The following is a 15,120-nucleotide window of genomic DNA, read 5'->3' as shown; positions in this document are numbered from 1 at the left end:
GGGCGGGAGGTTTGAGGCCGTCTCGCATTTGCAAGATCAGTGCTGAGGTTGATCGCGCGGCTCGAATCTTCGCTCGTCGAACGCTAAACTTTGCGTGCAGACAATCGTTTGCCGGCCGTTCACCATTCTCTCGTCATCCAGCGATCGCAATGCTCACACGCAAGCTCCGCTTCGGTATGGTCGGTGGCGGTCCTGGTGCGTTCATCGGTGCCGTGCACCGACGCGCCGCCACTCTGGATGGATTGGCGACTCTCGTTGCGGGCGCCTTTTCCTCGGACCGGGAGAAGTCGCGCGCGCAGGGACGCGAGCTCCATCTCGATCCGCGACGCGTATACGACAGCTTCGACGCGATGGCCGAGCGCGAGGCAGCGCTTCCCGGAGACGAGCGAATCGATTTCGTGTCGATCGTGACGCCCAACCATCTGCACTTCCGAGCCGCCTGCGCGTTCGTCGAGCGCGGGATCCACGTGATCTGCGACAAGCCGATGACGACGACGCTCGAGGACGCGGAGTCTCTCTGCCAGCTCGTGCACGAGCACGACGTGGTGTTCGCGTTGACGCACAACTACAGCGGCTACCCGCTCGTGAAGCAGGCACGCGCGCTGGTGCGCGCCGGCGAATTGGGCCAGCTGCGCAAGGTTGTGTCTGAATACTCGCAAGGCTGGCTCTCGACACTCGTCGAGGCCACCGGTCAGAAGCAAGCGGACTGGCGCACCGATCCCGCGCGGGCAGGCGCGGGCGCGCTCGGCGACATCGGATCACACGCCGAACACCTGGCGCGCTACATTACCGGCCTCGAGATCGAGAGCCTCTGCGCCGACGTGAGCACCTTTGTCGACGGCCGTCATATCGACGATGACGCCAACATCCTTGTTCGCTACCAGGGCGGGGCGAAAGGCGTGCTCTTTTGTTCGCAGATTTCGTTAGGCGAGGAAAACCGGTTGAGCCTGCGCGTCTACGGCACCGAGGCGTCGCTCGAGTGGCATCAGGAGGAGCCGAACATGCTGCTCGTGCGGCGAGCCACCAGCCCCACGCAAGTGTACAAACCCGGTCATCCCTATCTCTCGGCGGCGGCGCAATACGCGACGCGCCTCCCCTCGGGACATCCGGAAGCGTTTCTCGAGGCCTTTGCCAATGTGTACGCGAACGCGATGCGCACCATCGCTGCGAGGCTCGCCGGCGAGCAGCCGCAGGTACTCGATCTCGACTTCCCGACGGTGGAGGACGGCCTCGCCGGCGTCCGTTTCATCCTCGGCGCCGTCGCGAGCGGCCGGCGCGCCGACTGGTACGAGTTCCACAAACACTAACCGTCGGCACTCCGATCATGACGCGATCCGTGACGTTGTTCACTGGCCAGTGGGCCGATCTGTCGTTGGAGCAACTTGCGAAGAAGGCTCGTGACTGGGGGTACGACGGACTGGAGCTCGCCTGCTGGGGCGACCATTTCGACGTCGAACGCGCGCTCGCGGAGAGCAATTACTGCGACGAGCGACGCGCGTTACTCGCGCGCCATGGCCTGAAGGTGTTCGCGATTGCTAATCACCTCGTCGGCCAGGCCGTGTGCGACCACATCGACGAGCGGCATAAGAGCATCGTACCACCGCGCGTGTGGGGGGACGGCCGCCCCGAGCGCGTACAGCACCGCGCCGCCGAGGAGATGAAGAACACCGCGCGCGCGGCGGCACGGCTCGGCGTGTCGGTCGTCAATGGCTTTACCGGCTCGTCGATCTGGCACCTGGTGTACAGCTTTCCTCCCGTGTCGCCCGGAATGATCGACGCCGGCTATCGCGATTTTGCCGACCGGTGGCGCCCGATTCTCGACACGTTTCGCGAGGCCGGTGTGCGCTTCGCGCTCGAGGTGCATCCAACGGAAATTGCCTTCGACATCTCGTCTGCCGAGCGCGCCCTCGGCGCGCTCGATGATCACGCCTCCTTCGGCTTCAACTATGACCCGAGCCACTTCGGCTACCAGGGCGTGGATTACGTCGCCTTCATCGAGCGCTTCGGCGACCGGATCTTCCACGCGCACATGAAGGACGTGTGGTGGTCGAGTACACGGCGGCACTCGGGCGTATTTGGCGGCCACCTGCCCTTCGGCCATCGCGACCGCGGCTGGGATTTCCGATCCATCGGCCGCGGTCGCATCGACTTCGAGGAGGTGATTCGCGCACTGAACCGGGTCGGCTACCGCGGGCCGCTCTCCGTCGAATGGGAAGATGTGGGAATGGATCGAGAGTTCGGAGCACGCGAGGCCTGCGCTCGCATCAGGGCGTTCGACTTCGCGGCGTCCGACGTTGCCTTCGATGCGGCCTTTGCGCGCGAGTCATAGATCGCGACTTGCACTCACTTGCCGATGCGCCGTGCCTCCATCATACCAGTGTCTGGGATCCACGTCTTGCCACCGTCACGGCTCTGATCCTGTCGCCAGAGAAAGCGCGCGGGCGTCAGCGCGAAGTAACGGAACCGAACGAGGACATTGCCGTACCACTCGATGCCGTAACGACCGCTCGCGTCCGCCCATGTACGGCCCGGGATGATGCCGCCTCCACGCGAGTTCGCGCCGACGAGGCGCCAAACCTTTTCCTCGGGGTCGAAAACACGATACGTGTATAGGCTCGAGGCCATCGGAGTCGTTGGGTTATCCGGACGCCAATGGTCTTCGATGATCCCGCCCTCGCCTTTCTTCTCGAACGTCCAATGTCCCGTAAACGGGATGCCGAACGATCCGTCGGGTTGCCGTGACTGGAACGTGAACTCCCACGTGCCGATTAGCGCGTCATAATCGCCGATCGTGCCCAGTGCGCTGAGGGAGTCTGCAACGTTGACAGCGGCGCCGAGGGTATCCGGGAGATCGATCGAGCGCGCGGCGAGTGAACCGGGCGCATCGAATTCGAGCTGCCAGAACGGATTGACCCAGCGGCCCTTCTCGCGCACGAACACTTCGGCGGCGAGTCCGGAGCTCGTGTCTGCCTTCGCGCCACGACGGAGGACATAGCGAAACCGCGACCGGACCATTGCGGAGTTGCCCCTGGTGTCGATCTGCGTGCCCAGAAATTCGATTTGCTCGAGCCGGGCGCCGGACGACGCGCTGCGACGTGCGCCATCGAAGACCGCGCGCCGATCGCTCCACTGGAACGTCTCGCGGCCTTCCGCGACCGCGGCCGCGGCCGGAATGAACCGCCGAAGGAGCACGGTGTCGTTTGCGAACCAGGCGCGCCAGACAGTGTCGCGCGCAGCGATGAGTTGTTGTGCGGTTGTCGGCGTCTGCGCGGTGAGCGGAACCGCTATGCAGACGATCGACGCAGCGATGAGTGTTTTCATACGTGCAATGGTGCACCGGCACTCAATGCACGGTCGAGCACCATGCAGCGAACGGGCTACCCGACGCAGCGGACGGCGTCACAATGTTTGCGGCGTCGGTCGCGCGCCACGTCCCGACGTAGTCAGGCAGCTGGCGAGCTGCCGTAGTATGCCTCGATGCACCAGTTGACGACAGTCTCGAGGAGGGCACGCGTCTCTTCCGCGCGTTCCGGATGCGGCACGTGCTCCACCACGGTCTCCTTCACCAGCCGCAGCGCGCGCTCCGGAGGCGTGTCGAGCGTCTTGAGCAACGATGCATAGCGTTGCACTGACTCTTGAAGCATCTCGCGAATGGCAACGATCTCGACGCGTTTTCGGCTCAACACGTCTATTCGGTGCCGCGACGTGGCCAGAATCACCGCGTAGTGTGAGACAGCTTCCGACGCGGCTGCCCGCGCCTGCGCTGTGCGTGCCCGAAGTGCCTGACGCTCGGTCTCGGTCAGGCGTCCTGCTGCGGCGCGAGAGGGAGTGCCGCTTGCTGTATTCAGCGATGGCGAGTCTAGCATGCAAGGCTCCTCGCCATAACATTCACAATCACGTGCGCCCCCGCAATACCAGCCGCATCGGCAAAACTCCGGCTGCCTCAGGATTTTCCCGTACCTCGCTCGGGCTCCTCGGTACGTTGGCGTACAATCGCGGGCCGTGGTCGCGAGGGCGCCGGCCACGGCCATAGGAACGGCGATCCGAGCTAGCGAATGACAGCGGAAAGCCGCGCCGAAGCTACCAGATAGTACGCAGTCACTCTCGTTCCGCCCGTCGTGCCGCCGCCGTCGATCAACCTGGAAGAGTAGTCTCTGAACCACTGGCCATCCGGGCCGCATACCCACTTGTTGCCATTGACGTCCGTGGCCTTCTCGCCGGGCAGGTAGAACTCGTACTGCCCGGGGCCGACCTTCGCCGCGCAGCGTACGCCAGGATCGGTGGGTCCGTTGTCTTGCTGAGCACTGGCGGTGGTCGAGGTTGCGATCAGGGCCACTGCACCGAGCGCGATTGCGACGAGGGCGGTGCGGACGTGTGAAGCGTTCATCGCGGCGCTGTGAAGACGGTCGTTGGTACGCATTGTGTCCTCCGAGATGTAGTGGCTTGCCGATCTGGGAGCCACGATAAGGACATCTCGGAAGCGCGGAAATGCTTCAAGTTCCGTTCTTCGTGTAACCAAAGTTGCATCGAGAAGAAACGCATCGCCCGGCATTGAGTAAGTTAGAAACACAACGCGCCCGGATCGCTTCCGGGCGCGTTTCGCGTTTCGCGGGCAGCCTCACGGCATTAGTAAATTATTACTTGCCACGTCAGAAGAACGTGCCGCTGCTGCGAGGCGTAACGCGGCTTTGCTCGACCTCCTCGACCGCGAAGTCGACGGTCTCCACCTCCTCTCCCGTCTGCTCGCGAATCTGCTTCTTCTGGGCTTCGGTGAGCTCGATGCGGATTGTCTTGCGGCTCTTTCTGGGCATGGCTCCCTCCTGCGACGCGTGGATCAATGATACGTGGTCACGCCACGACAGCGATGCCTCAAGGTCGCGGTGACGTGCAACTAAAGTCACAATCGGCCATCAAGCCGAACGCGTAACGTTCGGCCGTCCATCCGGATCGCCTCCTCCTCCTCGAGCAGCTCCTTGATGACGCGCGACACCACGACCCGCGTCGAACCGACGCGCTCCGCGAGCTCCTGGTGGGTAGGGCGAGGCGCGACGTACTCTTCGCCGTGCACTGCTGTCCCGTTGCTCTGAGCGAATTCAATGATCGCCGCCCGCACCCGACGCTTGACCGGAAGCAGCGTCTGCATTCCGACGCGCTCGTAGACGCTCCTCAGCATGCGCACGAGCGCCGTGGTGATCGTCTGCTGCAACAATGGGTGCTCGGTGATCCACGCTTGAAATCGTTCCCGCGGGACGACGGCAAGGCGGCAGCTCGACAGCGTGATCGCGGTTCCGTTGTTCGGGCCTCCGTCCAACGTCGCGATGAACCCGCAGACATCGCCCGGACCGAAGACTTCGAGGGCGAACTCACGTCCGTCGTCGGAGGCAACCGTAAGCTTCACGCGGCCGCTGATGACGACGTACGCCGCGAAACACGGATCGCCGTCGTGGAAGAGGATGTTGCCCTTTGGAAACGTACGGCAGATGCCGAGCTCCGCGAACGAGCGACGCGTCGCGTCGTCTTGCTCGTGCAGAAAGAAAACTCTCGGCAGAACTTCGAGAAGATCTTGCATGGCGGCGCCCCACGTTGACGCTCACGACCAGCGCTAATGTGCCGCCGACGTGTGCCGGCCGGTAGATCGAACTCTCACACGCACATCGACCTGCCCCCTTACCGACGACGCCCGGAACGACGGCGCCGCGCTCAGCCACATCATCAGCTCGCTCGGAGGCGTCATCCTGGACCGCTTCCGAATCCGGTCGCATCGTTAAGTAGATGACTCGCCAGCAACCTTGCGTCGCCGTACACAACGAGCCAGGGGTGAGATGACCAAGAACATCCTCCTTGATGCGCAAGTCGAGTCCTTGCTGGACCGGCTGTACGAAGAGCATTCAGCGCAACGCGCCGACACGGAGGCTTACTTCGCGGAACGCGCCTCCGAAGAATCGATGGACTGGAACAAATTCGACGACCGGACGAACGCATTCCTCCGAGACAAGTTGGTTGCGCTGGATCGGCCGAAGGCGGAATTCTGTTATCTCGTGTGCCGAGGTTTGCGCGCGCACCGCGTGGTGGAGGCGGGCACGTCGTTCGGTGTGTCGACGCTGTTTCTCGCCTCGGCGCTGCGTGACGACTGGACCGCCCGTGAACGGAATACGGACGCGCCCGTCGTCATCGCGACGGAATACGAACCCGAAAAGGCGAAGATCGCGCGCCGCCACTTTGCAGAAGCAGGAGTTTCGCACATTGTCGATCTCCGCGAAGGTGACTTGCGCGAGACGTTGCGCGACTTGAAGGATTCGATCGACTTCATGCTCATCGACATTTGGACGCCGATGGCGCTCCCGGCGCTCGAACTCGTTTCGCCGCACCTCAGGACCGGAGCGGTCGTCATCTGCGACAACACGCAACAGTTCAGCGACGCTTACCGAGAATACTTTGCCTTCGTCAACGATCCGCAGAATGGCCTGCGTACAATGACGCTTCCATTCGACGGTGGATTGGAATTCACAGTGAAAGTTCGCTGAGAAGAAGCATTCGGCCCCTGCCTCGCGCGCGATCTCGCCCGCCGCCATCTTTGAGATGCCAGATCACACCCGGCCATTTCGGAACCTGAAAATGATCGCCTCTGCTCACCGTTCTCGCCTGATCTGCGCCGCTGTAGGCGCACTGATCTCGCTATTATCGGCACGTAGTTCCCTCCCCGCGCAGCAGCCACCTCGCCGCCAGCCTGCACCCGCACCGCGCACGGCAACATCGGACTCGGGTCGCACGCGCGCCGTCGCAACCGACACGACGAGAAACCGCCGAGCCGCGAATCAGGACACGTCGTCCACCACAAGCGACTCGACTGGAGCACCTAACGGTGGTCGCGGCGCGGACCCATACGCCGGCCTCCGCTTCCGCTCCATCGGACCGGCGATGATCTCGGGGCGCATCGTCGATCTCGCCGTCAGTCCGCGTGACAAGAAAGTCTGGTACATCGGCGTCGCCGCGGGCGGAGTTTGGAAGACGATCAATGCAGGCACCACGTGGACGCCGGTCTTCGATAACCAGTCCACCTATTCGATCGGTGCGATCACCATCGACCCGAAGAATCCCAATACGGTCTGGGTCGGCACGGGAGAGAACAACGCTCAGCGCGCCGTCGCCTACGGAGATGGTGTGTACCGTTCGACGGACGGCGGTCGCTCCTGGCAGAACATGGGGCTGCGCGAATCGGAGCACATCGGCAAGATCCTGATCGATTCGCGCAATTCCGACATCGTGTACGTCGCAGCGCAGGGTCCGCTGAGTCGCGCCGGAGGGGACCGGGGACTGTTCAAATCCACTGACGGCGGTCGGACGTGGACGAAGGTGCTCGATCCCGGCAAGTGGGCTGGCGTGAGTGACGTCGTGCTGGATCCCCGCAATCCCGACGTGCTGATCGCTACGAGCTGGCAACGCATTCGGCGGACGTACGGGTACATTGCCGGCGGGCCGGAGTCGGGCGTCTGGCGGTCCACCGACGGCGGCACGACCTGGCGTCGCTCCCAGGCCGGCTTGCCTAACGACGCTGAGCTCGGCCGCGTCGGCCTCGCGATGTCGCCAGTCAATCCCGACGTCGTCTACGCCATTCTCGAGGCGTCGAACGATCGCGGCGGCACCTTCCGCTCGCGCGACGGCGGCGTGTCGTGGGAAAAGATGTCCAGCTACAACACCGTCGGACTGTACTACGCCGAGCTCTTTGCCGACCCGGTCGACGTCGATCGCGTCTACGCCGTCGACGTGCGGAACATGGTGAGCGAGGACGGTGGACGCACCTTTCACCCTGTGGGCGAGCGCAACAAGCACGTTGACAATCATGTCATCTGGATCGATCCAGCGGACGTCGACCATCTGCTCATCGGCTGCGACGGCGGCCTCTACGAATCCTTCGACCGGGGGCAGACCTACCAGTACTTTGCCAATCTCCCGTTAGGCCAGTTTTATCGGGTAGACGTCGATCAGAACGCGCCTTTTTACAGGGTGCATGGTGGTACGCAAGACAATGGTTCCGTGGGCGGCTACGCGCGCACGCGCTCGGCGTTGGGCATTACGAACGCGGACTGGAGTGTGACAGGTGGCGGCGACGGCTTCGTGTCCAAGGTGGATCCGAAGGACCCGTTCATCGTCTATAACGAGTCGCAGCACGGCAACCTCCAGCGGGTCGACCTTCGCACCGGCGAATCGGTGAATATCGTGCCGCAGCCGGAGCCCGGCGAAGCCGCGTTGCGGTGGTACTGGGACTCGCCGGTGATCATCTCGCCGCACTCGAACACACGGCTCTACTTCGCCGCGCAGCGCCTCTATCGCACCGACGATCGTGGCGAATCATGGAAGGCGCTCACCCCCGACCTCTCGCGGCAGATCGATCGCGACAAAATCAAGCTCATGGATCGCGTTTGGTCGATCGACGCCGTCGCGCGCAACACGTCGTCGTCGTTCTTCGGCGCGATCGTTTCCGTCGCCGAGTCGCCGGTGAAAGAGGGCCAACTCTGGATCGGGACGGACGACGGCACCATCCAAGTCTCGGAGAACGGCGGCCAATCATGGCGCAAGATCGAGCATTTCGCAGGCGTCCCGGACACGACGCAAGTCGCGCGCGTCGTTCCGTCGTCGCACGATGCCAACACGGTGTACGCCGCGTTCGACGGCCACATGTCCGGCGATTTCAAGCCGTATCTGCTCGAGAGCAAAGACCTCGGCCGCAACTGGACGTCGATCGCCGGCAATCTGCCCAACAAGGGCACCGTCTACGCAATTATCGACGATCCCGTCGATCCAACGTTGCTCTTCGCCGGCACCGAGTTCGGCCTCTACTTCACGAAGAACAACGGACAGACGTGGACGCGCCTCCGCGGCGGACTCCCGACGATTCAGGTGCGCGATCTCGTGATCCAGAAGCAGACGAACGATCTGGTCGTCGCGACGTTCGGCCGATCGTTCTACGTGCTCGACGACGTCACGCCGCTGCGCACGATGACACGCGAGACGCTCGCCGAGGAGTCAACGTTGTTTCCAGTCCGACGCACGCCGCTCTATTCTCCTTCCAACTTCGGTGTGCCAGGCGCGAACGGCTCGCAGGGCGGCGGCGCCTTCACTGCCCCGAACCCGCCGTTCGGTGCGATGTTCACCTACTATTTGAATAACACGCTCCGCAGCCGACGCGAGCAGCGTCAGCAAGCGGAGCGCTCCGCGGCGCGACAAGGGCGCGACATCTACCCGCCATCGTGGGACTCCTTGCGAACCGAAGATCGGGAAGAAGCGCCGGCGATCGAGTTGACGGTCAGTGACGCGCAGGGGCATGTCGTTAGGCGACTCACCGGCCCCGTGCAGCAGGGGGTTCAGCGCGTCGCCTGGGACTTGCGGCTGCCTGCGCCCACCGTCACCCTCGCCGCACGCCCCGCGAATCCCGACGACGAAGAAGAAGCAGGCGGCTTCGGTGGTCGCGGTGGCGTCGGACCGTACGCGCCACCCGGCACGTATCAGGTCTCGCTCGCGAAACGCATCGACGGCGCGATCACGCCGTTAGGCACGCCGCAGCGATTCGAGGTCTACCTGCTCGACGGCGAGGAGGACGCCGGCCGCTCGGCGGCCGTGATCGCGTTCCAGGAGCAGGCGTCGAAGTTGCAGCGTGCCATGATGGGCGCGAACGCGCTCGCCGGCGAGCTGTCGACCCGCGTCAGCGCGCTCCGTCGCGCCCTCGAGGAGACGCCCAGCACTCCCACGCAGCTACCTAACGATGTGCGCGCAATCGAACGGGACCTGCGCGACATCCGCGAGCAGCTGAATGGCGACCCGACGCTGAACCGCCGGCAGGAACCCACGCCACCCTCGCTCATGGGTCGCCTGCAGGTGATGACCCAGGGCGCGCGGTCGCTCGAGCCCCCGACAACGACTCAGCGACGGCAATACGAGATTCTCTCCGGCGAGTTTGCGACGGTGCTCACGAAACTACGCGCGATCGCAGATACTCGTCTCCGGACTGCGGAGACAGCTGCCGAGCAGGCAGGCGCGCCGTGGACGCCGGGCCGGATCCCCGACTGGAGGCCGTAAACGCGGCCCAGCCCGGCGCCGATCAGCGTTCTCTCATCGTCATGACGGGCATCTGGGGCGTTCCGGCCGCTGAGAGCCGGAACGCCCCCTCTCAAAAATCGCTGCTAGACACAGATACCTAAGATACAGATCAACGGCTTCTGCTTGACGTTGAACTGCGCACTCCCCGCTCCCGTTAGTCCGGGCGCGCCAACTTGCAGCGTATACCCATTCCCGGCCCGATCGATCTGGAGAGTCGAGAATGTGCCGACGCCGTTCGCCGCGGTGACGGTCTTTGTCCCCGAGAGTGTTCCGCCACTCGGGTTCTGCCCGATCGACATCGTCATCGAGCCGTTGAAGCTCGTAGCCGTGTTGCCGTAAGCATCGAACGCGGTCACTTTCACCGCGGGCGAGATCGCGGTGCTCGTCTGGGTATTGCTCGGCTGCACCGTGAAGACCAACGCGCTGGCAGCGCCCGCAGAGACGCTGAAGGACGCGCTCGTCGCACCGCTGAGACCACTCGCGGCAGCAGTCAGCGTATAGCCGCTACCAACCTTGGTCAGCGTGAGGCTCGAGAAAGTCGCCACGCCGTTCACGACGCTCGCCGTCGTCGTTCCCGATAGCGTGCCGCCACCCGGGTTCGCGCCTAACGCGATGGTGATCGTGCCGCTGTAGCTGCTGGCGACGTTGCCGCTGGCATCGCGCGCGGTCACCTGCACCGCGGGCGAGATCGCGCGACCTGCCGTCGCGTTACTCGGCTGCATTGTGAATGCGAGCTGCGTCGCGGGCGGCGCAACGCAATTCACCTGGAACGCGACCGAAACGCTCCCGCCGGCCGGCACGCTTGCCGTCCGCGAGCTGCCTCCGCTCACGGTGCAGTTCGCTGCGACGCCCGAGACTGTCACCGTATGGTTGCCTGACGAAAGGCCGGTGAACGAGTGGCTTCCGTTGTCAGCGATCGACGTGCTATTCGTTCCGTCGACGGCGATCATGTATCCATCAGGGTCGAGGTTCGCGCCTGTCGTGCTGGTCGCGACGTTCAGCGTCCCCGTTGTCTCCACGCAGCTCACCTGGAAAGCGACGGAGGTGCTGCCGCCGGCCGGCACGGTCGCGCTTTTCGAGCTGCCTCCGCTCACCGTGCAGTTCGCCGCGACGCCAGAGAGTGTCACGGTATGGCTGCCCGAGGCGAGATTCGCGAACGACTGGCTTCCGTTGTCGGCGATCGATTGGCCGTTCGATCCATCGACCGTCACCGTGTATCCGTCGGGATCGAGATTCGACCCCGTAGTGGCGGTGGTGACGTTGAGTGTTCCAGTCGTAACCACCTGCGTGCAGCTCACCTGGAAGGCGACGGTCACGCTCCCGCCGGCCGGCACATTGGCGGTCTGCGAGGTGCCTCCGCTCACGGTGCAGTTCGTCGCGACGCCCGAAATTGACACGGTATGGCTGCCCGCGGAGAGGTTGGAGAATGCCTGGCTTCCGTTGTCGGCGATCGACGCGGTGGTCGTTCCGTCGACCGTGAGCGTATATCCATCGGGGTCGAGGCTCGAACCAGTGGTTGTCGTGCTGACGTTGAGCGTTCCCGTCGTCGCGACGCTGCCACCACTCATGGTGATGTCGCCAGAGCTGAGCGTCCCCGATACGCGGTAGCTACTGCCTTGACCGTCGAGGTCCGGCACGGTGAAGGTAAACGTGTCGAAGCCGGTGCCGGGATTCGAGTTGTCGCACGCGTCGAGATAAAAGGGATACGTGCTCACGCCGTTCACGCGACCGATGCCGGCGAACCGAACGCACGTGGCTGACGTCTGCTGGTAGGAGGTCACGCCAGTGGCGGGATCGTTTGTCGGATCGACGGTGACGTACTGTCCTTGCGTAGTGGTCAATCCGTGCGCCCAGTCCGTGTAGGAAAGGCGGCCGCCGGGCGTCCCGTTCGCGCTAAAATCGAAGTCCTGTCGATTGCTGCCCACCGTCTGGGTGCCATCGCCGATGGATCCCGTACCGCCTATCTGCATGCTAGGCGTCGTCGTCGGCACCGAGCCCGATTTGACCAGGTCGCCTGACGAGAGATTGCCATTGCGATCATAATTCGCGCTGGCCATGTAGAACCGAAAGAAGTCCGCGCCGCTTCCCGATGCACCGTTGTCGCACGCGTAGAGCGTAAATGAAATCAGGACACCAGTATCCAGGCGTCCCGTGCCATCGACCTCCATACCGCGCGTGGCATCGGCACAGGCCGACGAGCCGTCGCGCATTGCCGTAAAAAAGGTTGCCTGGTCGCTCGGCGACACCGTCAGCTGGCCCACCTGCGTCCCGCTGCGCACGACACTCCAATCCGTAAAGCTGAGATGACCCGCCAGATCCGATGTGACATCGAAGTCGAAATCCTGACGCGAGGAGCCGGGGGTGGCCGTGCCGGTTCCGATGCTGCCGGTGCCTTGGATTTCGCCGCTGGCTCCCGATGTTGAGAAGTTTGGGTGAATGGAACGGAGTGTTGGGCTCACCACATCGCGGCAGCCCACGGCGAGTAAGGTCGCTGCGATGGCCGTTGACACTCGAGCGAACAACGGCGTTCGCTGGTTGGGGTACATTTGTGGCCTCGGGGTTGGAAGGTTGCGCGCAAAAAAAAACGCATGCGAGGGGGCAAAAGCTGAGCCCCTAGACCTCACGGAAACCGAGAGTCGATAGGCGAAGCGGAACGCCGAGCCGACATCGCGCGCTGCGCGACCACCAGTCGTTGTTTCGATATTGCTAACACTCGCCGGCATGATAACACCGCTCGCGAGCGCTCTCAGCTGGCGGTGTGCTGGTGGTGAGCAATTGCTATCCGACGCTATCTTCTCGACGTGATGCCACGCGCCAGGAACCGATTCATTCTCGCTCTAGTGTTCGGCGTTGCATGCGTGCGCGCTCTCGCCGCGCAACGTCCGGACACACTGCCTGAGAGGCGAACGCAGCAAGACACCGTTCGCCGAGAGCATGGCCCCGCGCTGCTCGCGCCGCTCGAGATTCGCGCGTCGATCGTCCCTACTGCCGGCATCGACGTTGGATCCGGCGTTCCAAGTCGTGTTACGCAGATCGATCAGGCTTCACTCGGTGCGTGGCATCCGCGCCTTCTCGATCAGGCGATCACCGCGGCACCAGGCGTGTCGCTCTACGACGATCTTGGCTCGCCGAGCAAGGCATCGATCACCATGCGCGGCTTTGCGGCCGGCCCTACGGTTGGCCTCCCTTCGGGAATCGCGGTGTTTCTCGACGGCGTACGAGAGAACGAGCCGGACGCACAGGAGGTCAACTTCGATCTCCTGCCGATGGCCGTCGTGAATCGCATCGAGATTCTGAATGGCCCCGCGTCGTTGCTGGGACCGAACGGTCTCGCTGGGGCAATCAATCTCATCACGAACCGCGGAAGCGGACCGGCACACGGTACGATCGACGTCGAAGGAGGCTCATGCGGCGCGCGTTCGCTCGAGGTGTCGAGTGATGCTGGCGATCGCAACGGATGGAGATACTTCACGACGTTAGGCCTCGATCGCGGTGAAGGTTGGCGCGCGGCCACTTCGCATTCGGCAGGGCACGCATTCGGGAATTTTGGTCGGGCAAACGCGGAACGCGGTATGAACCTGCAGCTCGCTGTCGCGACGTCGCGTGCGCAGACCGCGGGCTCGCTTCCCGAATCGATCTTCGATGCGGATCCGCGCGTGAACTTCACGGCTGGCGACGTCGACGCGATTCGTCTCGGTCAGGTCGCTCTCTCCGCGTTCACGCCTCTCGCCTCCGGGCGCGCGACCGTCACAGTGTACGCGCGACAATCACACGCTGATCGATTCAACGCGAACCAACCACCCGACGACAACGTTCGCGATCTCTCGGCGGCCACGAGCGAGGGTGGGACGGTGGACTGGCGTCGATCGACTCGGCTGTCTTCGGTCTCGCTCGATACTCGCCTGGGTTTGGACGCAGCCTGGGATCAGGTTCGCATACGATTGTTCGACCTTCCACCGACCGGCGCGACGGGAGCGGACAGCCTCACGACCGACGTCTCGAGCCCGCGCACGAGCCTCGCCGGTTACATGTTAGCAGATGCTCACTTTGATCGGTTCACGCTGTCGGCCGGTGCTCGTTACGACCTGATTCACTCGCCATTCGATGACCGCCTGGACACGAGCGATGTCACGACGACGCAGACATTTCGCCGGATCACGCCGCGCGGTGGCTTGAGCGTCGATCTTGGCCACGGCGCCTCCGTCTACGCGTCGACGGCCGCGAGTTTCCGCGCGCCCGCGCTGCTCGAGATCGGATGCGCCGACCCGTCGGCGACCTGCCCCCTTCCCTTTGCGCTCGGGAATGATCCGCCACTGAAGCCGGTCACCGCGACATCGATCGAGATCGGCGGGCAAGCACTCGTCGGTAATATTCTCCTGCGCGCGTCGGCGTTCCGCATGCACGTTCACGATGAGATTTTCTTCATTTCCTCGGAACGCGCATTGCTCGGCGGCTATTTCGCGAACGTGCCGCAAACGCGGCGCGCTGGCGCCGACATCGAGATTGGCCAGGCGGGACCAGGCCGTCTGTCGTGGGATGCGAGCTATGCCTGGAACAGAGCCACCTTCGACAGCTCATTGCCAATCTTTAGCATTCGCTCCAGCCCCGATTTTTCCCAGAGTCCCTATGCCGGTGACAATCACGTTGCGCCCGGGAGCTCGCTCCCGCTCGTGCCACGTGACGAGATCAAGGTCGGGGCGCTGCTTCAGTTGACCACCGGCTTCGATCTCGGGCTCGATGCGCGTCGCACCGGCCAGCAATGGCTTCGTGGCGACGAAGCCAATCAGACAAAGCCGTTGGACGCATATTCCGTCCTGAATGTCCGCGCGAACCTGACTCGCGGAGCGTGGCGAACGGGCATTGTCGTCCGCAATCTCCTGGACTCTCACGCGGCGGTTTTCGGCGGGTTCAACGAGAATCGTCAAACGAATGGCCTCGAGCGCTTTTTGATGCCGGTCGATGCGCGATCGGTCCAGCTACGAGTCGAGCGAACGATCGGACCGTCAGCGAATTGATGCCGCTGCG

General features: G+C 63.7%; 11 protein-coding genes. 5 read left to right on the top strand and 6 right to left on the bottom strand.

Translation table 11 applies throughout. The annotated features are described in order from the left end of the window. Nucleotides 1-149 precede the first annotated feature (149 nt). Together VGH98_15420 and VGH98_15415 are read left to right on the top strand one after the other, a co-directional pair. On the top strand, nt 150-1,307 hold the full coding sequence (locus VGH98_15420; GenBank protein ID HEY2377366.1) for a Gfo/Idh/MocA family oxidoreductase: 1,158 nt from the start codon (nt 150-152) through the stop codon (nt 1,305-1,307). A 17-nt stretch (nt 1,308-1,324) separates the two neighbouring features. Continuing rightward, a complete protein-coding gene (locus VGH98_15415; GenBank protein HEY2377365.1) occupies nt 1,325-2,329 on the top strand; it encodes a sugar phosphate isomerase/epimerase family protein in 1,005 nt (334 codons plus the stop codon). Between the two features lie 14 nt (nt 2,330-2,343). Here the strand turns inward: VGH98_15415 and VGH98_15410 are convergent, their stop codons facing one another. From VGH98_15410 to VGH98_15390, 5 genes are all read right to left on the bottom strand, one after another. Continuing rightward, nucleotides 2,344-3,321 carry a nuclear transport factor 2 family protein gene (locus VGH98_15410; GenBank protein ID HEY2377364.1) on the bottom strand — a complete coding sequence of 326 codons (978 nt, stop codon included), beginning with the start codon at nt 3,319-3,321 and terminating at the stop codon, nt 2,344-2,346. Between the two features lie 122 nt (nt 3,322-3,443). Then, the gene (locus VGH98_15405) at nt 3,444-3,866 is read right to left on the bottom strand and encodes a hypothetical protein (GenBank protein ID HEY2377363.1); all 423 of its coding nucleotides are present in this window, start codon (nt 3,864-3,866) and stop codon (nt 3,444-3,446) included. 182 nt (nt 3,867-4,048) lie between these two features. Further along, nucleotides 4,049-4,420, bottom strand: coding sequence for a hypothetical protein (locus VGH98_15400; GenBank protein HEY2377362.1), 372 nt, complete (start codon nt 4,418-4,420; stop codon nt 4,049-4,051). Nucleotides 4,421-4,649: 229 nt separating this feature from the next. Next, on the bottom strand, nt 4,650-4,811 hold the full coding sequence (locus VGH98_15395; GenBank protein ID HEY2377361.1) for a hypothetical protein: 162 nt from the start codon (nt 4,809-4,811) through the stop codon (nt 4,650-4,652). A gap of 86 nt (nt 4,812-4,897) precedes the next feature. Next, the gene (locus VGH98_15390; GenBank protein ID HEY2377360.1) at nt 4,898-5,569 is read right to left on the bottom strand and encodes a Crp/Fnr family transcriptional regulator; all 672 of its coding nucleotides are present in this window, start codon (nt 5,567-5,569) and stop codon (nt 4,898-4,900) included. A gap of 253 nt (nt 5,570-5,822) precedes the next feature. Here VGH98_15390 and VGH98_15385 point away from each other — a divergent pair, with 253 nt between their 5' ends. Then, nucleotides 5,823-6,524 carry a class I SAM-dependent methyltransferase gene (locus VGH98_15385; protein HEY2377359.1) on the top strand — a complete coding sequence of 234 codons (702 nt, stop codon included), beginning with the start codon at nt 5,823-5,825 and terminating at the stop codon, nt 6,522-6,524. A gap of 91 nt (nt 6,525-6,615) precedes the next feature. Further along, nucleotides 6,616-10,074 (top strand): hypothetical protein, encoded by a 3,459-nt coding sequence (locus VGH98_15380; protein ID HEY2377358.1) that lies wholly within the window; start codon nt 6,616-6,618, stop codon nt 10,072-10,074. A 104-nt stretch (nt 10,075-10,178) separates the two neighbouring features. Here the strand turns inward: VGH98_15380 and VGH98_15375 are convergent, their stop codons facing one another. Continuing rightward, nucleotides 10,179-12,605 carry a post-COAP-1 domain-containing protein gene (locus VGH98_15375; protein ID HEY2377357.1) on the bottom strand — a complete coding sequence of 809 codons (2,427 nt, stop codon included), beginning with the start codon at nt 12,603-12,605 and terminating at the stop codon, nt 10,179-10,181. Nucleotides 12,606-12,899: 294 nt separating this feature from the next. On the opposite strand from VGH98_15375, the gene VGH98_15370 reads away from it, so the two are divergent. Next, nucleotides 12,900-15,110 carry a TonB-dependent receptor gene (locus tag VGH98_15370; GenBank protein ID HEY2377356.1) on the top strand — a complete coding sequence of 737 codons (2,211 nt, stop codon included), beginning with the start codon at nt 12,900-12,902 and terminating at the stop codon, nt 15,108-15,110. Nucleotides 15,111-15,120 lie beyond the last annotated feature (10 nt).

This window comes from Gemmatimonadaceae bacterium (assembly GCA_036496605.1).
Taxonomy (GTDB): Bacteria; Gemmatimonadota; Gemmatimonadetes; order Gemmatimonadales; family Gemmatimonadaceae; genus AG2.
This window is presented reverse-complemented; position numbering and strand designations above follow the sequence as displayed.